Annotated in this window: 15 protein-coding genes; 7 read left to right on the top strand and 8 right to left on the bottom strand. The window is 43.3% G+C overall.

Going from position 1 to position 18,660, the window contains the following annotated elements:
- Window positions 1-99 precede the first annotated feature (99 nt).
- The gene (locus Q0192_RS12980; protein ID WP_299289911.1) at window positions 100-540 is read right to left on the bottom strand and encodes a cytochrome B; all 441 of its coding nucleotides are present in this window, start codon (window positions 538-540) and stop codon (window positions 100-102) included.
- Window positions 541-687: 147 nt separating this feature from the next.
- Between Q0192_RS12980 and Q0192_RS12975 the strand changes: the two genes are divergently transcribed.
- From Q0192_RS12975 to aat, 4 genes are read left to right on the top strand one after another with little or no spacing between them, the layout of a single operon-like run.
- Window positions 688-3,753 carry an amidohydrolase family protein gene (locus Q0192_RS12975; protein ID WP_299289910.1) on the top strand — a complete coding sequence of 1,022 codons (3,066 nt, stop codon included), beginning with the start codon at window positions 688-690 and terminating at the stop codon, window positions 3,751-3,753.
- A gap of 18 nt (window positions 3,754-3,771) precedes the next feature.
- The gene (locus Q0192_RS12970; RefSeq protein WP_299289909.1) at window positions 3,772-5,088 is read left to right on the top strand and encodes an amidohydrolase family protein; all 1,317 of its coding nucleotides are present in this window, start codon (window positions 3,772-3,774) and stop codon (window positions 5,086-5,088) included.
- 13 nt (window positions 5,089-5,101) lie between these two features.
- The gene (locus Q0192_RS12965) at window positions 5,102-5,323 is read left to right on the top strand and encodes a hypothetical protein (RefSeq protein ID WP_299289908.1); all 222 of its coding nucleotides are present in this window, start codon (window positions 5,102-5,104) and stop codon (window positions 5,321-5,323) included.
- The gene (gene aat, locus Q0192_RS12960; RefSeq protein ID WP_299289907.1) at window positions 5,320-5,946 is read left to right on the top strand and encodes a leucyl/phenylalanyl-tRNA--protein transferase; all 627 of its coding nucleotides are present in this window, start codon (window positions 5,320-5,322) and stop codon (window positions 5,944-5,946) included. Before Q0192_RS12965 ends, aat begins: the two co-directional genes overlap by 4 nt.
- Before the next feature lie 45 nt (window positions 5,947-5,991).
- Here aat and Q0192_RS12955 read toward each other — a convergent pair whose 3' ends face one another.
- The 4 genes from Q0192_RS12955 to Q0192_RS12940 form a co-directional block, all read right to left on the bottom strand.
- Entirely contained in the window at window positions 5,992-6,501 is a 510-nt protein-coding gene (locus Q0192_RS12955; RefSeq protein WP_299289961.1) for a glutathione peroxidase, read from the bottom strand.
- A 208-nt stretch (window positions 6,502-6,709) separates the two neighbouring features.
- Window positions 6,710-7,141, bottom strand: coding sequence for an rRNA maturation RNase YbeY (ybeY, locus tag Q0192_RS12950; RefSeq protein ID WP_299289906.1), 432 nt, complete (start codon window positions 7,139-7,141; stop codon window positions 6,710-6,712).
- 2 nt (window positions 7,142-7,143) lie between these two features.
- A complete protein-coding gene (locus tag Q0192_RS12945) occupies window positions 7,144-7,572 on the bottom strand; it encodes an ATP-binding protein (RefSeq protein WP_299289905.1) in 429 nt (142 codons plus the stop codon).
- 2 nt (window positions 7,573-7,574) lie between these two features.
- Window positions 7,575-10,919: a DUF4175 family protein gene (locus Q0192_RS12940; protein ID WP_299289904.1), complete on the bottom strand. Its 3,345-nt coding sequence runs from the start codon at window positions 10,917-10,919 to the stop codon at window positions 7,575-7,577.
- Window positions 10,920-11,212: 293 nt separating this feature from the next.
- Between Q0192_RS12940 and Q0192_RS12935 the strand changes: the two genes are divergently transcribed.
- Together Q0192_RS12935 and Q0192_RS12930 are read left to right on the top strand one after the other, a co-directional pair.
- Window positions 11,213-12,076: a hypothetical protein gene (locus Q0192_RS12935; RefSeq protein ID WP_299289903.1), complete on the top strand. Its 864-nt coding sequence runs from the start codon at window positions 11,213-11,215 to the stop codon at window positions 12,074-12,076.
- A gap of 191 nt (window positions 12,077-12,267) precedes the next feature.
- Window positions 12,268-15,522: a S41 family peptidase gene (locus Q0192_RS12930; protein WP_299289902.1), complete on the top strand. Its 3,255-nt coding sequence runs from the start codon at window positions 12,268-12,270 to the stop codon at window positions 15,520-15,522.
- 62 nt (window positions 15,523-15,584) lie between these two features.
- Here Q0192_RS12930 and Q0192_RS12925 read toward each other — a convergent pair whose 3' ends face one another.
- Genes Q0192_RS12925 through tsaE form a run of 3 tightly spaced genes read right to left on the bottom strand, consistent with a single transcriptional unit; the run spans window position 15,585 to window position 18,298 of the window.
- The gene (locus tag Q0192_RS12925) at window positions 15,585-16,544 is read right to left on the bottom strand and encodes a YihY/virulence factor BrkB family protein (RefSeq protein WP_299289901.1); all 960 of its coding nucleotides are present in this window, start codon (window positions 16,542-16,544) and stop codon (window positions 15,585-15,587) included.
- 49 nt (window positions 16,545-16,593) lie between these two features.
- On the bottom strand, window positions 16,594-17,820 hold the full coding sequence (locus Q0192_RS12920; protein ID WP_299289900.1) for an alanine dehydrogenase: 1,227 nt from the start codon (window positions 17,818-17,820) through the stop codon (window positions 16,594-16,596).
- Between the two features lie 55 nt (window positions 17,821-17,875).
- Entirely contained in the window at window positions 17,876-18,298 is a 423-nt protein-coding gene (gene tsaE / locus Q0192_RS12915) for a tRNA (adenosine(37)-N6)-threonylcarbamoyltransferase complex ATPase subunit type 1 TsaE (RefSeq protein WP_299289899.1), read from the bottom strand.
- Between the two features lie 101 nt (window positions 18,299-18,399).
- On the opposite strand from tsaE, the gene Q0192_RS12910 reads away from it, so the two are divergent.
- Window positions 18,400-18,660 (top strand): hypothetical protein (locus Q0192_RS12910; protein ID WP_299289898.1); only part of this gene is annotated, 261 nt, incomplete at its 3' end.

The raw sequence follows: 18,660 nt of genomic DNA, 5'->3' as shown, positions 1-18,660 counted from the left end.
GGAAGGCTCCGCCAGTTGTTGTTATGTTTCTGATCGATCATTATGTTTTCAAAATTAGAAAGAAAAATGAAACTGCAAACTTTTTTTAATAAAAAATTTTCAGGCAGACATCCCCAGAACGCCGCGATGGCTTAAAATAAGTGTAACAACTACGATTAATACCGCTAAAAAATAGAAGATGAAGATGTTAAGGTGCTTTTTTTCGGGCAACAAAACCTTTTTTGAGCGGGAATAGCCAACGGTAATTAAGATGATGGCGAGGATCATCATCGTGATGTGTTCGGCTGTCCAATACCTCGTTACCGGGTTTTTCATGGCACCTTTGGAAAACTGTACCAGCGGGCTTAAAAAGTACAAAACCAAGCCAATCAGCAGTTGGGTATGTGCCGAGATCAGGGCAAAAAGGTTGAGTTTCCGGTTGCCTTCGGTATAAGTTTTTTTGCCAAGCCAGCCCAAGAGCGATTGGATAACGGCCGCAACAACCAAAACCAGCACAATATACCGCAAACCGGAGTGGAAATATTTGAAAAAAGGGTACATAAAAGAAGTATGAATTTTTCTGCGAATATACAGGTATTTTAATAGTTGAGGTTTTCAGGTGATTTTGTAACAATAACATTAATTATAAATTACAATTAGCTTTTCGCTGGTAAATTTTAATACATTTATTGAAAAACTATTTACAGAATGAAGAAACTCTTACTTTTTTGTTTTGCCCTGCTCAAAATTCAGTATTCCAGCGCACAGGAAACTTATCCTGTAAACGGTGCCTGGGATATTCGGCCAGGGCAATACGCTTTTACCAACGCAACCATTGTTGCCAGTGCCGATCAAACCATTACCAACGGAACATTGCTGATTAAAGACCGGCAAATTGAAGCCGTTGGGGCAGCCATTGCCATTCCGAAAGGATATGTAGTGATTGATTTAAAAGGGAAATTTATTTATCCGGGACTGGTAGATGCTTTTACCACATACGGAATGCCCGAAGCGCCGCGCCAGGCTTTTGGCTTAGGCGGTGCAGGTGGCGGAGGTTTTAGCCGGGTGAATATTCCCGTTTCTACAAAACCCGGTGCTTACGGCTGGAACGAAGCCATTAAACCGGAAATGAATGCCAAAGCTGTTTTTCATGCCAATGCAACTACTTCTGTTGATTATAAAAAGAATGGTTTTGGCGCCGTTCAATCTCTAATCCGTGATGGTATTGCCCGCGGCACTTCGGTTGCCGTTACTTTGGGTGATGAACGCGATAACGAAGTAATGTTGAACGATCAGGTGGCGGCGCATTATTCGTTTAGCAAAGGCACAGCGGCTACCAATTATCCAACTTCTTTAATGGGCGTGATTGCTTTGCTGCGCCAAACGTATTACGATGCGGCCTGGTACAAAAACCAGAAAGAAGAATACAATATTTCGCTGAACGAATTTAACCGCATCCAAACTTTACCGCAAATTTTTGAAGTTACCGATCCGTTTAGTGTACTGCGTGCGGCAAAAATAGGCAAGGAGTTTGGCAAGGTTTACCTGTACAAATCGGACGGGGAAGAATACCAGCGCATCAATGAAATGAAGGCTACAGGTGCGGGCTTTATCATCCCGGTCAATTTCCCGGCACCTTATGATGTAACCGACCCTTTTGATGCCCGCCAAATTACTTACGCGCAAATGAAGCATTGGGAACTGGCGCCAACAAACCCGGCAGTGCTGGAAAAAGCAGGTATCCGTTTTGCCATTACTTCGGATGGTTTAGAAAGTTCGCGTGATTTTTGGACGAATTTGCGCACTGCCGTAGATTATGGCCTCACCGAAAAACAAGCGATAAAAGCAGTAACACAAACACCGGCAGAAATGCTGGGCATCGGTGATAAATTGGGCACGCTGGCAAAAGGAAAACTGGCCAATTTCATTATCACTTCGTCCAGTGTCTTCAAAAAAGACAATGTGATTTATGAGAATTGGATTGAAGGCCGCCAATACGTGGTTTCTAAAATGGATGTGGCAGATCTCCGCGGCAAGTACAATTTAACCGGCGACGGTTTAGGCAACATTACTTTAAATGTTAACGGCACGCCTGGTTCTTACACGGTTGCTGCTGATCGTAGCGGTACCGATAGCGTACGTACTCAGGGGACTTTTCTTCGTGCCGGCGATCAGGTCAATATTTACTTCGATTTAAAAAATAATCCGGCTGGCAACATTCGTTTAAGCGGATACATTACTTCAACAACGCCGCTTACTTTGCGCGGACAAGGCGTTCTTCCAGATGGAACAACGACCAAATGGACAGCGGTTTATACCAGTGCTGCAACGATTGCCCCAACCCGCCCAACGCCTAAACCAAACACCAATGTTGGCCCGGTGATTTATCCGTTCATGGCTTTTGGCAATGCACAAATCCCGAAAGCAGAAACTACGCTGTTTAAAAACGCAACTGTTTGGACCAACGAAAAAGAAGGGATTTTAAAAAACACAGATGTTCTCATCGAAAATGGCAAGATAAAAGCAGTAGGCAAAAATTTGTCGGCTGCGAACGCCAAAGTGATTGATGCAACCGGCAAGCAAATTACTGCCGGAATTGTGGACGAACATTCGCACATTGCAGCAACCGGCGGCATCAACGAAGGCAGCCAAGCTGTTACTTCCGAAGTTAGGATTGCCGATGTACTAAATTCCGAAGATATTGATTTGTACCGGCAACTGGCTGGCGGCGTTACCACTTCGCATATTTTGCATGGTTCGGCAAATCCAATTGGTGGACAAAATCAACTGATCAAACATCGCTGGGGCGTAACGCCAGACCAGATGAAGTTTGAAGGCAGCCCTGGCTTTATCAAATTTGCTTTAGGCGAAAACGTAAAGCAAAGTAATTTTCCGGCTGCTTTTGGTTCGGCAAACATCCGTTTCCCACAAACACGAATGGGTGTTGAGCAGGTTTATATAGATGCTTTTAAACGCGCAAAAGAATACAAGGCAGCACGTGCCGTAAAAGGAAACAACGTTCGGCGCGATTTGGAACTGGATGCTTTGGTAGAGATATTGAATGATACCCGCCACATTACCTGCCATTCTTATGTACAATCAGAAATCAATATGCTGATGCACGTGGCTGATTCGATGGGTTTCAAAATCAATACTTTCACCCACATTTTAGAAGGTTATAAAGTGGCCGATAAAATGAAAGCCCACAATATTGCCGGTTCAACTTTCTCAGATTGGTGGGCTTACAAAATGGAAGTTGCAGAAGCTATTCCGTACAACGGCAAGTTGATGCATGAAGTTGGCGTTTTAACCGGTTTCAATTCAGATGATGCAGAAATGGCGCGCCGTTTAAACCAGGAAGCCGGAAAAGCAGTTACTTACGGACAAATGAACGAGGAAGACGCCTTGAAGTTAGTTACGTTAAACCCGGCAAAAATGATGCACGTAGATAACCGTATCGGCAGCATCAAACCGGGAAAAGATGCTGATTTGGTGCTTTGGTCGGCCAACCCTTTGTCTATTTATGCCGTTGCCGAAAAAACTTATGTTGATGGCATCCCATACTGGGACTACGCGCAGGACGCAGCCAAACAAAAAGCCATGAAAGCTGATGAAGGCCGCATCATCCAAAAAATGATCGAAGCAAAAAACGCAGGTTCTGCTGCACAACGCCCGGCTTTTCAGCGCAGGCGTTTGTACGAGTGCGAAACGCTGGAAGAAGACCAGTTTGTGGTTAAACAAAAAGGCGTTCAGCAAAATCAGGATCAACATTAATCATTAGCAAAAACCATCATGAAAAAAATATTTTTAAGTTTAGGCGAATTGCTGTTTGCAACAATCCTTGCTTTTGGCCAGGCCAATATTTCTCCTGCAAAACCTCAATCCAAACCTGTTTTAATTACCGGCGCAACCATCCATGTTGGCAACGGCCAGGTAATTGAAAATGGTTATATCGCTTTTGATAAAGGTAAAATTACGGCCATTGGTAGCGGCACGGCACCGAATGCTTCTTTTAGCGAGGTAATTTTGGCAAACGGAAAGCAGTTGTATCCGGGCTTTATTTGTCCGATCACGACGCTCGGTTTAGTAGAATTTGAATCGGTAAGGGCAACTATTGATGATGAAGAAACAGGCGACGTTAACCCGAATGTGCGTTCGCTGATTGCCTACAACACAGATTCTAAAGTGATCCCAACCGTTCGTTCTAACGGCATTTTATTGGCACAACCTACGCCCGAAGGCGGTTTGGTTTCCGGCCAATCTTCCGTTGTTCAGTTAGATGCCTGGAACTGGCAGGATGCGGCCTACAAAACGGATATTGGTATGCACTTAACCTGGCCTATCGCCCGCGCAGCGAGAACCAGAAGAGGGCCGCAAGCTGCCGGGGCAGCGGCACAGGAAACGCCTGCTGACCGGGCACAACGGGTTATTGATGAATTGAGCAAATATTTTTCTGAAGCAAAAGCCTATGCAGAAATGGCCAAGCCAAAAGTTGCCAACTTGCGTTTCGAAGCAATGAAAGGTCTTTTCAACGGAACGAAAATGCTTTTTGTAAATGCGGAAGGCGCGAAAGAGATTACCCAGGCCATTAATTTCGCCAAAAAATATGGCATAAAAGAAGTAATTGTTGGCGGGAACGAATCGTATTTGGTTACAGATGTTTTGAAAGATAACAACGTGCCGGTGATTTTGCGGGAAACCCAGCGTTTGCCGGACAAAGACGAAGACGATGTTTACCTGCCTTACAAACTGCCAAAGCTATTGCAGGATGCTGGCGTGCTGTACGGCTTGACCGGAATTGGTTTTTGGCGGCAGCGCAATTTACCATTTGAAGCAGGAGAAGCAGTTGGTTATGGTTTAACCAAAGAACAAGCCGTCCAGATGATCACTTTAAACAACGCCAAAATTTTAGGCATTGATAAAACAACCGGAACGCTGGAAGTTGGAAAAGACGCCACACTTTTTATCTCAAAAGGCGATGCTTTGGACATGGTTACGCTTAATGTGGACACTGCTTTTATCCAAGGGCGAAACATTAACCTGGATAATTTGCACAAGCAATTGTATAAAAAGTTTGCCGGTAAATATGGCGTCGAAGCTAAATTGTAAAAATGAATTGAAATTGAAAAAGGTGTTACCAAGAAACGGCGACACCTTTTTTTATGTGGTAAAAGAAGCATTTGTTACAAATAAAACTTTCAGCACTCAACAAAACCAAAATTTATGTGCTAAAAGAAGTATGCCCGAAACTTTAATCAAACCAAAACTATTGTTGGTTAAAAGCAGTAAAATAAATGTGCTAATTGTGGATGAACCTAAAACGATTGTAGGGGTTGGCGTATGATTTTTCAGTTAGACGAACGGCTGGTTTTCCCTGATCCGGCTTTGGCAGAAGCCGATGGACTATTGGCTGTTGGTGGTGATTTATCGGTAGAAAGACTGAACCTGGCTTACGCGAACGGAATTTTCCCCTGGTACAGCAACAAGAACCCGATTTTGTGGTACGCGCTGCACGAACGCTGCGTTATTTTTCCTGATCGGCTTAAAGTATCAAAAAGTATGCGGCAGGTGTTACGTTCCGGGAAGTTTACCGTAACTTTTGATCAGGATTTTGCGGCCGTTATTGCTGCCTGTGCCAGCATTTTTCGGGAAGGGCAGCAAGGCACCTGGATCACAAAAGACATGCAAAAAGCCTATCTCGAACTGCACCGGCAAGGCAAGGCGCACTCGGTAGAAGTTTGGCAGCAAAACGAACTGGTGGGCGGTTTGTACGGTGTTGCCGTAAACCGCGTTTTTTGTGGCGAAAGTATGTTTAGCAAAGCAAGCAATGCTTCAAAAACCGCTTTGGTTACTTTATGCCAGCAAAAACAGTATGAGCTGATTGATTGCCAGATCCAAAATGAGCATTTGGAATCTTTGGGCGCAGTTATGATTGGCCGGGAAGAATACCTCAAATATTTGGCATAAAAAAAGCTTCCCCAAGTTGGGAAAGCTTTTTTTATCAATCTTTTTTTATAACTGGCTAGTAATTTCTGTGGATAAAGGTTTTACGCTGGAGCGATAACGGTGAATCAGCTTTCCGTTCTCGTCAATTAAAAACTTTTCAAAATTCCATTGGATTTCACCGGTAAAATCAGGGTTTTCAGCAGAAGTCAGGTATTTAAAAAGCGGGCTGATATCATCGCCTTTCACACTCACCTTTTCGCTTAGCGGAAAAGTTACGCCATAATTTTTCTGGCAAAACTCTTTAATTGCCAAATTGGCGCCCGGTTCCTGTCCGCCAAAATTATTCGCCGGAAAACCAACTACCGTAACTTTGTCTTTGTATTGGTCTGCCAGTTTTTGCAATTCAGCATATTGTGGTGTAAAGCCGCATTTAGAAGCTGTATTTACAATTAACAGTTTTTTGCCTTTATAAGCAGCCAGGTTAAAATTTTTGCCGTCAATGGTTTTCAGTTTAAAATCATAAACAGAACCTGGCGCGGTAAAAATCAAGGTTAAAATAATAGCAATTGATTTGATCATTTCTTTAAAATTTAATGCCGTAAAGGTAGTTCATTTCTAATTATCCGTAACCAAGAAGCTGTTTAAATTTATAGCATAATATTTTGCGATGCTTCTTTTATGCCTATAAAATTGGTGTGCTCGGCTATTTTAATGTTACAAAAACCACTAAAAAGCTATGATTTTTATGTGCTAAAAGAAGCATCTCAAATATGTTTAACAAAATTTAAACAGGCCCTAAACTGCTTAGATAAAAGTTTTCTTTGCTGCGCATGGTTTTAACATCTTTGGCAGATTTATCTTTGTAACCTGCTAAATGCAGCACGCCATGGATCATTACGCGGTGAAGTTCCTGCAAAAAAGGGGTTTGGAAGGACAGTGCGTTTTCGGCCGCCCTTTCTACCGATATAAAAATATCGCTTACGATTTCTTCTGTTGTTTCAGAATTATCAAAAGTGATGATGTCGGTATAAGTATCGTGCTGTAAATATTCCTGATTAATTTTCAGGAGATAAGCATCGTTGCAAAAAATAAAATTGATTTCTTTTAAAATGCGTTTTTCGGCAAGCAGTGTTTGCTCAACCCAAGTACGGAGGAGTTTTTTGTTTTTTAATTTGAAATCGGTTTCCTCTGCAAAAAAATTAATTTTGGCAGGCATTCCTACAATTTAAAGTGCAGTTCTACTTCGTTTCCGCGGGCATTAAAAATAAACTGATCAGCTAAATGTTTGATGATAAAAACACCGCGGCCGGTTTCCTTTTCTAAATTTTCGGGAGTAGTTGGATCGGGAATATTGTTGTAATCAAACCCCGGGCCTTCATCGGCAACCGTCCAGATAATTTTTTTATGGTCGTTAACTTCTGCGTTGATATAAACGGTTTTGTTTGCGTCTGATTGGTTGCCGTGCACAATCGCATTGATCAACGCTTCGTTTAAGCAGGTCATCATATTAGCAAAAGTATCTTCACTAACCTGGTAGCGTTCTGATATTTCTTCAACCAAACTTTCCAAACGAGGTATGCTCTCCATTGTTGAAGGAAGCTGAAGCGTATATAATTCGCCGTCTGATACTTTTACTGGCTGCACCATTATTATTTGCGGTTAATTTCGTTAAAGTAAGTCTTTATTTTCGATTTGTAAAACAGATTTACATCCGGGGGTATCGTAATAAGCTGTTCTGTTTGCTTATTTTTTATTTGCTGATAGCTTTGCAAGGCTTTTTGATAGCCTGGGGCCATATTTTTTGCAGCCTGGCTCTCCCTTTTCTGATCTTGCTCCCGTTCCTGTTCTGCTTTTTCAGCTTCTAATAACCGCGTTTGTATTTTCTGTTGCCTGATTAACGTCTCAGTTTCAATTTTCTTATTTACGAGATCTCTTTCAGTTTGTTCCATTTGTTTCGAAATCTCGCCAAGATTACCCAACCCGTTTTTTCCGTCTTTGTTTTCTTGCTGGTTAATGTTTTGCAATGCCCGGCGGATCATTTCCTGTTGCCGCGCCATTTTGGCCATTTGCTCGCTCATGCCATTTTTTGGCTGGCCTTGCCCTTGTTGGCCCTGACCTTGCTGGCCCTGTTGCTGCATTTGCTGGCGTGCTTTCTGCATGTTTTTGTTCAGTTCCTGCTGCATCTGGCTCAATTGCTGCATCGAAGGCTGCTTTTGTTTGCCGCTTCCGGGCTTGGCGTTTTTCATCGCATTTTGCAACTGGTCCAGTACTTCGTTCAGCATCAAAGCCAAATTGTTCATCGAAGTCATGGCAAATTGCTGGCTACGGTTGGCTTCTGCTGTACGCCGTTCGCCTAAATTAGCAATCGCCTGGTCAATATTACTGTTGATGGCCGTTATTTCTTTGTTTACCGTGGCTTCAATCTGTGGCACGCGCTTGCTCAATGCAAATAAACTGTCTTCAACTGTTTTTAAATTATCTTTTATGTTTTGCTGGTTTTGGGTTTGGTTTACATAATCCGGGTCGCTGGCGTTTAATTGTTTAAACGTTTGCATCACTTTTTCCTGGCTGAAAGAACTGGTAACCAAATTTTTTAAGATTGACCGCAATTGCTGTGCGTTTACCTGCGCTTCTTTTTCTTCGCCCTGCTGCTGCATCTGTTTCATTTTCGCGCTCATCTTTTGCATTTGGCTTGCCGCCTGCTTTTGCGCTTGCGCAGCTTTTTGCTTTTCATTTTTGCTAAGGTTTTCTTCGCTTTTGTCCATCTGCTGCTCCGCTTCCTGCTGTTCGGCTTTGGGCGTTTCAAAATCGTTTTTGTTTTCCAACGCTTCGTTTTTCTGCTCCAAATCTTTCAACGATTTTTTCAGGTCTTCAAAATCTTTTTTGATCGTCTGTTGCTCTTGTTTCAACTGCTCGGCTTGTTGCTGTTTTTGCGCACTCTTTTCGGCCAAAGCCTGCTCTTTTTCGGCCAGCTTATCTAACTGGTTGATGTTTTCGTTCAGCTTTTGGTCAAACTCCAGTTTTTTGTACAGCTCCAGCATCCGGTCCAATTCTTTTTGCAAAGATTTATTGTCCATCTGCATCTTCGAAATATCTTCGCGCGCATCGTCTTTTTGGTTTTGCTGCAGCATTTTTTCCAGGTTTTTCAGCAGCTCCTTGGTTTTTTCGTCCAATACGTTCTTAAACAAATCGTTGATCTGCTTTTGCTTTTCCAAAATTTCCTGGTTTTGCTGTTTGGTTTCCTGGCGGTTGTACAGGTTTTTCTCGTTTTCCTGCTGCATATCCTTTACCATTTCTTCCAGTTCGCGGCGTTTTTGCAGCAAATCTTCCACCTGCTTTTTCTCGTCAAAAGAAAGCGTTTTTTTATCCAGCAATAAACGGTTCAATTTCTGTGCATCGCGTTCCACTTGTGCCGACAATTTGATAGCCGATTGCATTTTGTTTTTTACTGATTGCGTGCCGGCATCCAACTGTTTGTTTTGCTCGGTTTCCGTTGGGATGCGTAAAGTTTGTTCCGGCGTCCGGCTGTGTTTTGCACCGTTTACGCCATCGTTATCGGCCACATCAAAATAATAACTGATTTCATCGCCCGGATTTAACGATGCTTCTTTTAGCGACCAAAAATAGAAGAAGGTTGACGACGTTTGCGCTAAATCTGCTTTTACCGGCAAACTGTAGGTTTTATTTTTTTGTGGAGAAGAAGGGTTTCGGACCGAATAATGAAAAGTTAAAGAGGAAAAACCATAATCATCCTGGATTTTTCCGTTAAAATAAAGTGCTTTGGAACTGACCGAATCCGCTTTTTGCTCCGCAGAAATTACGGGCGGCAAATCCGGAACGACGGAAATTCTGTAAGCGGCAGAATCCGCAGAAGAAACAAAATTGTTGATGGGTTTTACCGAATAAAAACCGGATTTCAGCAACTTTTCCTGATGTTGAAAAACGTTGTTGCCCGAAGTAATTAAAACCTTTTTTTGATTGAGGGAAAACCGAACTTCACTTGTGTTTTCGGTATGCAAATCCCATTCAACCGTTGTCCCTTCGGGCAAAGTTAAATCGCCGGCATTATTCACGTTTTCTGCGGATTTATGCAGGTACGAAGGATAAACCAAACGCGCATCCAAATGCAGCAGCGAGGGCTTTGGGTTTACTTTGATTTCAAATTCCTGCGAAGAAAAATCGCCGCCGGTTAAACGGAAACGGAAATTTTGCTGAATGTTGGAAAAAGTATGGTAAAAAGAGCTTAGGTTTTCTTTGTCGAGCTTAAAACTGTTTTTGCCGGTTTCGAGGTAAACGCTTTCTGGGAATTCGTTTCCGGTAAGTTTTAAGCCCAGTTTCAAATCCTCGCCCTGAACAACCGAAAGCGATTTGTTTAAAATATGCCAGTTAAAAGGAGCTTTCGGCGCGAAGTATTGATCGTGTTTGATAATGCGTTCCGTTCCGTCATGAATGATGGAAGGCGCCACAAAAGCAACCGTGATAATCAAAACCAACGGGATCAAAACCCATTTTAAAAAACGTTTATTTTCGTTGATTTTTACGGCAGCCGAAAAAGTAACCGGTTTTAATTCGGCAATTTTTTGGTTGATGCTGGCCTCGATCAGTGATTTTCGTTCCGGGTTTTGGTCGGCTATTTTTTTAAGCTGAAGCGTGTTCAATAATTTGTCCTGCACGTTTTGAAAGTAGCGGCCGATAATTTCTGCGGCCTGATCGTGCGAGATCATTTTCCCCAAACGAAAATAGGCCAGCAAAGGCGGCGCAACCAGCCAGCCAAAAAGTGAAAGGTTTAAAAGGATAAACGCGTAAAAAATAATGGAACGGAAAGTGGTGTTGAAATGGCCGTAATATTCGGAAAAAGTAATGATGAGGTAACTGAAAAACAAAGCCGCGCCCAAAAAGATCATCCCGCGAAGCAACTTGTTTAAGTAATACTTCCGGATGAACTCATCCATTTTGCCAATCAGTAAATTGTAATTGCTGCCGTTCTGCATCATAATTCCACTCAAAAATAAAAATAATAACCTGTTTTAAAAAGGTGGACGACTTATTAATAATGCTTCTTTTATGGCATAAAAATCAGTGAAGTTCTGGCTATATTGAAACTTTGAAGAAAACAAAAACGTACTTAAAGCCCGGAAAACAATATTTGATGTTGGATTTAAATATATTTTATACCTTAGTTAACCAATTGTTTTTTAAGCCGTTCCTTTTTCATTAAATATAAGCAAGTTCAAAAACCGTGTTAAAAACCCTCGCTTTTAAGCATATTTAACAAAAATTAAGGCTAATGGCAAAACCTCTACATTGTAAAACCCTGCTTGGACACCATAACCTTGATTTTTCGATTGAATGTTTGCAAAGCTTTTTGCGGCACTCGTGCGACGAAATTTTTTTGGAGATTTTTGAAGACGGCTCGATCACCGATGCCGATGAAGCGCAATTGTTATCAAGCCTGAAAAACAGCACCGTCATCAGAAAAAAGGAACGCGATGAAAAGTTGGAAACGGTTTTGGCCGACTTTCCTGCCTGCCAAAACTACCGCAACAGCACCAATTTTTCGCAAAAGCTGTTTGATATTATGCTGTATGATGAGCGCGACGTGCTGTATATTGACAGCGATATTTATTTCCTGAAAAATTTTGTGCTGCCCAAGCTGGACGAAATGCCGGTTTTTATGTGGGATGTACAAAACGCTTATTCTTTTACCCCGGTTGACCTGTTAAAAATCAATATTCCTGTTTTCCCGAACGTAAATACGGGCTTCTTTTACTTCCCCAAAAACCTGTTCGATTTGGCTTTTATTGAAGATTTATTGAACGATCCGGTCATCATCAAATGTTTTAGTAAACTTCCCAACTGGTCTGAGCAAACCATCTGGAGTTTTTTGGCGGCCAAAAGCCGGAGCATTTGCTTTTTTGATGCAGACCAAATTGTGATGGCAGGTTTTGTTTATAACATCCAGCCGGAAACAGTTGCCATGCATTTGGTATATTATTTTAGGACATACATTAAAAGGTTGCGTTTGATCCCGGTTGCAGATGCGGAACCTTGTTCGGCCATTAACTTGACGGCCCATTCCGCTTATCTAAACAAAGTGGATTTTGCTTTGGAAAAGCTGAAGCGGAAAATGAAACTGCTGTACGATAAATAAGCCGATGCTTCTTTTATGCCATAAAAATTGGTGTCAGCCATGGTTTTGTTTTTGCTGATAAAACCTTTCTCATTACAAAATCCTGATACTTCTTTTATCGGTATATTTTTCACAACAATTTTACAAACACCGCATCTTAAAAAAACTATCTTAAAGGCTTTTAAACAGAATTATATTTTGATACTTCTTTTATGCCTAAAAATTTATCCATCCTTTGCTTTGCTTTCTTTTTGGCGATAACGCCGGCTGCTTTTGCCCAATCAACCGAAAAAACCATTGTCGGCATTCCTTATTATTCTGATCCTGCCGTTTCTCCGGATGGAAGCGAAATCGCCTTTACTTCCGGCGGCGATATTTGGACGGTTCCGGCTGCTGGCGGCGAAGCACATTTGCTGATTTCTGATCCAGCTTATGATTCGCGGCCGGTTTATTCTCCGGATGGAAAATACCTCGCTTTTAATTCTACCCGCACCGGAAACGGCGATATTTATAGCTTCAACCTAAAAAACAACGAATTAAAAAGGCTGACTTTTGATGACGGCAACGATGGTTTGAGTGCCTGGTCGCCGGATGGAAAGTACGTTTATTTTTCGACGACCAGCCACGATATTTCGGGGATGAACGATATTTACCGGGTAAAAACAACAGGCGGAACGCCGATGCCGGTAAGCGAAAACCGCTATCAGAACGAATTTTTTGCCATGCCTTCGCCGGACGGAAAAACGCTGGCTTTAAACGCCCGCGGCATCGCTGCGCAGCAATGGTGGCGCAAGGGCAGCAGCCATTTAGACCAATCCGAAATTTGGCTGATGAAGGATGGCAAAACCAATTCGTACCAAAAAATAACGGCAGGCGGCGCCAAAGAGTTGTGGCCGATGTGGAGCAAAGACGGCGCTTCCGTTTATTACATTTCTGATCGTGGCGGCGCACAAAATTTATGGGTAAAAACAGTATCGGGCACACCAAAAAAGCTAACTAATTTTACCAAAGGCCGCGTGCTTTGGCCAACAATTGCTCAAAACGGAAAAACGATTGTTTTTGAGCGCGATTTTAAAATCTGGAAATATGATGTTGCTTCAGCAAAAGCTTCGGAAGTAAATATCGTTCGCCGTGGCTCGCCCGCCGGACCGGGAACAGAACATCAGAAATTAACCACACAATTTCGCGGACTGCAACTTTCGCCGGACGGCAAAAAAGTGGCTTTTGTGGCACATGGCGATGTTTTTGTGGCTTCAGCAAAAGAAGGCGGCGATGCCCTGCGCGTTACACAAACCGGCGCGAATGAATCGCAACTGCTATGGTCGCCGGGCAGTAACACGCTGGTTTACGTTTCTGATCGGGAAGATGCTGCGCATTTGTATCAGTATAATTTTATCACCGCAAAAGAAGTACGGTTGACGAACGGCGACAAAGACGATGCCGCGCCAATTTTTTCTCCAGATGGAAAAATGCTGGCTTTTGTACGCGACGGAAAAGAACTGCATGTTTTAAACCTACAAACGCATCAGGAAAAAGTAGTGGCGAAAGGCTATCTGGGCCGGCCGCCTTTCACTACAACCGGTAGCATTTCCTGGTCGCCGGATGGTAGCTGGCTGGCTTACGGTGCTTACGGCGCCAAAACTTTTTACAATGTTTACGTGGTTCCGGTTGCCGGAGGAGAATCCAAAGCTGTTAGTTTTTTGGCCAATACTTTTGGCGGTGATGTAAATTGGAGCAATGATGGAAAATACATTTTGTTCAACACCAGCCAGCGCACCGAAAACGGAAATGTGGCACGGATTGATTTGGTGCCGCAACGGCCGCGTTTCCGCGAAGACCAGTTTCAGCAGATGTTTGTAGATGAGAATACGTCGCCTTCCAGTCCGGTCAATCCAGCAACGTCCAAACCTTCTACCGAAAAAAAACCAACGGCCATTGACTCCATCAATAAAACACCGGTAAAAACAGTACGGCCAGCCGCAGGAAGCGTAAAAATAGTGATGGAAGGCATTCGCCAACGGCTTAATTTATTGCCGCTGGGCGTTGATGTGAACGATTTGAAGATGAGCAAAGATGGAAAAACGATTTTGGTTATGGCTGCAACGGCCGGGCAATCCAATTTGTACACGTATTCTTTGGATGAACTGGCGACAGAACCGGCTGCGTTAAAACAAATTACTACCACACGGGCGCCAAAAGCAGATGCACAGTTTTCGGCAGATGGAAAAGAGCTGTTTTATCTGGAGCAAGGCAAAATCCAATCTGTTCCAATTGATACCAAAACAGCAAAACCGTTGGCCGTAACGGCAGAAACCGACATTGACTTTAACAAAGAAAAAACAGAAATATTTACGCAGGCCTGGAAAGCGCAAAACAAAGGTTTTTACGATGAACATTTTCACGGAACGAACTGGAACGAGGTGCGCCGCGAGTATGCGCCTTTGGCTGCCGGTTCGAGTACACCAGATGAATTGCGCCGCTTGTTAAGTTTGATGGTGGGCGAATTGAACGCTTCGCATTCGGGCATTTCGGGTGCTACGCCTTTGCAAACCAGTACCGGACGTTTGGGTTTGCGTTTTGATCCCGAGGTTTACGAAAACAGCGGCAAGTTTAAAATAACCGAAGTTTTGTCGTTAAGTGCGGCAGATTTGGTGGGAAATATTCATGTTGGTGATTACCTGACTGCGATAGATGATCAGCCAATAAAACCGACCGATAACTTAGATCAATTGCTCGACAATAAGATCAGCCGACGCGTTAGTTTAACCATCGGTTCCGGTGCTGATACGCATAAAGTAACTGTTCGCCCGGTCAGTTTGGCTACCGAAAAAGGCTTGCTGTACAAGCAATGGGTGCAGCAGCAGCGCAATTATGTCAACAAAATCAGCAACGGGCGTTTGGGTTACGTGCATTTGTTTGATATGTCGGAGCAGTCTTTGAACCAGTTTTATTTGGATTTGGATGCCGAAAACCAATCCAAAGACGGTGTGATTGTGGATGTGCGCAACAACAACGGCGGTTTCGTGAATGCTTACGCTTTGGATGTCCTCACCCGAAAACCCTATTTAACAATGGCTGGCCGAGGAATGCCCGCCGGACCGGCACGGACGCAATTGGGGCAACGGACACTGGAACTGCCAACCATTTTGGTCACCAATCAGCATTCTTTATCCGATGCAGAAGATTTTACCGAAGGTTACCGAACAATGGGTTTGGGCAAAGTAGTTGGCGAACCAACCGGCGGCTGGATCATTTTTACCAGCAGCGTTACCTTGGTTGACGGTTCTGTTTTGCGGATGCCGTTCAGCCGGATTACCGACCACGAAGGCAAAGATATGGAACTGCATCCGCGCCCGGTTGACCTAACAGTTTCCCGCCAATTAGGCGAAGGGAACGCCAAAGATTCTCAGTTGGATGTTGCAGCGAAGGAGTTGTTGTTGGAAGTTGGGGCGAAGAAATCGAGATAAGTTTTTGTTTGACAGATGCTTCTTTTATCACCCAAAAATTAGTGTGGTAAAAGAAGCATTTTTCATTCTCCCTCCAGCCGGTGCTGCGAAGGCAGAACTTTCACATCCTGCTCCACTTCTTTTTGTTCAACGTGCACGGCATATTCGGCAGGTTCAATTTTGTGGCCGTAATTATCTGCATAAACCTGTGTAAACTCGGCGCCAAAATATAAAATGGCTGCGGTGTAATAAATCCAAACCAAAATTACAATGATAGACCCGGCAGCGCCGTAAGTAGAGCCGGTGCCGGTTGTTTGGATATAAATACCAATTAAATATTTGCCCAGCATAAACAAAAGGGAGGTAAAAAAAGCACCGGTGCGCACATCGCGCCAGCCAATTTTTACATCGGGCAAAAACTTAAAGATGATGCCGAAAAGCACGGCAATCACCAAAAAAGTGATGCCCAGGTTGATGAGGTTGAAAAGCCGGACCGTAACTTCCGGAAAGTAATGGGTGATTTTGTTGCTTAAAGCAGAAATCAATGCACTGATAATCAGCGAAACAATTAGCAAAAAACCCAAACTGATCACCATCGAAAACGAGATTAACCGATTGGTAATCATTTTTAACCAGCCTTTTTTCGGCTTTGCCTTAACGCGCCAAATCAGGTTGATCGAATCCTGGATTTCCATAAAAACGCTGGTGGCACCAATAATCAAGGTAACTACACTGGTAACTACGGCAATACCGGTTTTGCCCGACAGGGAAACGCTTTTGATCATTTCCTGAATTTGCAATGCCGCACTACTACCCACGTATGATTTTATTTGCGGGTAAATGTTGTTTTGAATGGCATCCTGACCCAAAAAAACACTGATCAAAGAGATGACGAGCATGAGCAGCGGCGCCAGCGCAAAAACAGTATAATAAGCCAGCGCGGCACTCAGTTTTAAACCGCGGTCGTCCATAAAGCCGTTAAAAGTGGCCATTAAAACTTTTCCTGATCTTTTAAAATATTTCCGGGCGAAGTAGTTTTTCATAATGATTTTTGGCCGGTAAAAACAGTATGCTTAAAAGCTCCAGCTGTTGTTAACGGTTAGAAACGATCAGCAAATCCAAGTCTTTGCTGGGGATGTTAAAACGTTCCGACAAATGCTGGCTGGTTAAATGCCCCTGGTAAATATAAACGGCGTTGCGCACGCCGGCTTTTTCCCAGATCACGTTTTTTAAACCGCCGTGCTCGCCAATATCCAGCAAAATCGGGGCAAAAATATTGGTCAAAGCATACGTTGCCGTGCGTGCCACGCGGGAAGCAATGTTGGGCACGCAATAATGGATCACATCATATTTCCGAAAAACTGGGTTGGTGTGATTAGTTACTTCCGAAGTTTCAAAACATCCGCCCTGGTCAATGCTCACATCAATAATTACCGAGTTGGGTTTCATCTGGCTTACGGTTTCTTCGGTAACCAAACATGGCGTACGGCCGGCAATAGCGCGCATTGCACCAATGGCCACATCGCAAGTGGTAATGGCTTTTTCCAACACAATCGGCTGGATAACCGAAGTGAAAACACGGCTGCCGATGTTGTTTTGCAAACGGCGCAGTTTGTAAATGGAAGGATCGAAAACTTTAACCTGCGCGCCCAAAGCCAAAGCCGTCCGGGCTGCATATTCGCCAACAGTTCCGGCACCCAAAATCACAATTTCGGTTGGCGGAACGCCGGTGATACCGCCCAGCATCAAGCCTTTGCCGTTAAAAACATTGCTTAAATATTCGGCAGCGATCAGGATGGAAGTGGCGCCAACAATTTCGCTCATGGCACGGACAACGCTTAAAGAACCGCCTTCGTCCTGCAAATTTTCAAAGCAAAGCGCCGTTATTTTTTTGTTGATGAGCGCGTGCAGGTATTCGGCTTTGATAGTGGTGGTTTGCAACGTCGAAATTAAAGTTTGGTTTAGCTTCATCAGCTCGATCTCGGCCAAAGTTGGCGGCGCAATTTTCAGGATGATGTCGGCCTGGTAAACCTGCTGTGTGTCGTACACAATTTGTGCGCCCTGCTCGCTGTAATTGTTATCGGTAAAGTTGGCGGCCAGGCCGGCATTTGATTCTAAAATAACTGTATGCCCATTGCTAACCAAAGTGGCCACCGAAAGCGGCGTAATGGCAATGCGGTTTTCCTGGAACGAAGTTTCCTTCGGGATGCCGATGTACAGCTTGTTTTTTTTGTTCCGCACCTCCAGCATTGATTCCTGCGGCTGCATCATGGCCTGCTTGGCGATATCAGAAAAACCACTTAATGTGCCTGAACTCATAATTATTTTAAATTTCCGGTTACTGAAATTAAGCAAATATAAGCCCTTTTGCAGATTAAATTTTCGCTATTGTTAATTTTCGGTGTTGATCGGGCTGCACTTCCAGCAAAACTTCAAGGTAATTTTGAGGCAAAAGGCCGGGGATTTTTTCCGGCCACTCGATCAAACAGTAATTGCCCGAGTATAAATATTCTTCAAAACCCAAATCCAAAGCCTCCAACTGGTTTTTTAACCGGTAAAAATCGAAGTGGTAAACGATGCCTTTTGGATAATGATATTCGTTGACGATAGAAAAAGTTGGACTGGAAACCGCATCTTTTACGCCTAAAGCCGCACAAAAAGCTTTGATAAAAGTAGTTTTGCCGGCACCCATTTCTCCAAAAAAAAGCAAAATTTTAGTTTGGTTTTTTTCTGCAAAGCCAATCAATTGCGTTGCTGCTTCGGGTAATTTATCTATACTGATGGCATTAATTTGCATAGTTTTTACGGCTGTTCGGTTTCCATTTTCAACAAAAATAGCTTTTAATTGATTGGCTGGTTTTTTAATAGCAACAGCGTTAATATTTTTTGGATTAAACGTTGCCTGCCAGAAACCATCAAACAGCAAACCTCGCCATTACGGTTAAACCAAACATGAACAATTACGCTCCTGCCCGCCGTAGTTTTTTAAAAACCAGGACCATTGATGTTACGTTTACCGTGATTCTGGGCTTGCTTACTGCGGTTTTCGGTTATTACGTTTACACTTCGATCCGCAATTTTAAAGCAGCAAAAACTAAAAAAGCGTTGGTGGCGGTTACCATTCCTCATCATAAAACCATTCGCCATAAATTTAAACAC

It is taken from the genome of uncultured Mucilaginibacter sp. (assembly GCF_937859865.1).
In the GTDB taxonomy this organism is placed as follows: Bacteria; Bacteroidota; Bacteroidia; order Sphingobacteriales; family Sphingobacteriaceae; genus Mucilaginibacter_A.
Note: the sequence above shows the minus strand (reverse complement) of the source record. Positions and strands in the feature narration are given on the sequence as shown.

Excerpts from the sequence above, each read along its gene's own strand:
- Q0192_RS12980 (WP_299289911.1), bottom strand. The coding sequence starts at position 540 with ATGTACCCTTTTTTCAAATATTTCCACTCCGGTTTGCGGTATATTGTG.
- Q0192_RS12975 (WP_299289910.1), top strand. The coding sequence starts at position 688 with ATGAAGAAACTCTTACTTTTTTGTTTTGCCCTGCTCAAAATTCAGTAT.
- Q0192_RS12970 (WP_299289909.1), top strand. The coding sequence starts at position 3,772 with ATGAAAAAAATATTTTTAAGTTTAGGCGAATTGCTGTTTGCAACAATC.
- aat (WP_299289907.1), top strand. The coding sequence starts at position 5,320 with ATGATTTTTCAGTTAGACGAACGGCTGGTTTTCCCTGATCCGGCTTTG.
- ybeY (WP_299289906.1), bottom strand. The coding sequence starts at position 7,141 with ATGCCTGCCAAAATTAATTTTTTTGCAGAGGAAACCGATTTCAAATTA.
- Q0192_RS12945 (WP_299289905.1), bottom strand. The coding sequence starts at position 7,572 with ATGGTGCAGCCAGTAAAAGTATCAGACGGCGAATTATATACGCTTCAG.
- Q0192_RS12940 (WP_299289904.1), bottom strand. The coding sequence starts at position 10,919 with ATGATGCAGAACGGCAGCAATTACAATTTACTGATTGGCAAAATGGAT.
- Q0192_RS12935 (WP_299289903.1), top strand. The coding sequence starts at position 11,213 with ATGGCAAAACCTCTACATTGTAAAACCCTGCTTGGACACCATAACCTT.
- Q0192_RS12930 (WP_299289902.1), top strand. The coding sequence starts at position 12,268 with ATGCCTAAAAATTTATCCATCCTTTGCTTTGCTTTCTTTTTGGCGATA.
- Q0192_RS12925 (WP_299289901.1), bottom strand. The coding sequence starts at position 16,544 with ATGAAAAACTACTTCGCCCGGAAATATTTTAAAAGATCAGGAAAAGTT.
- Q0192_RS12920 (WP_299289900.1), bottom strand. The coding sequence starts at position 17,820 with ATGAGTTCAGGCACATTAAGTGGTTTTTCTGATATCGCCAAGCAGGCC.
- tsaE (WP_299289899.1), bottom strand. The coding sequence starts at position 18,298 with ATGCAAATTAATGCCATCAGTATAGATAAATTACCCGAAGCAGCAACG.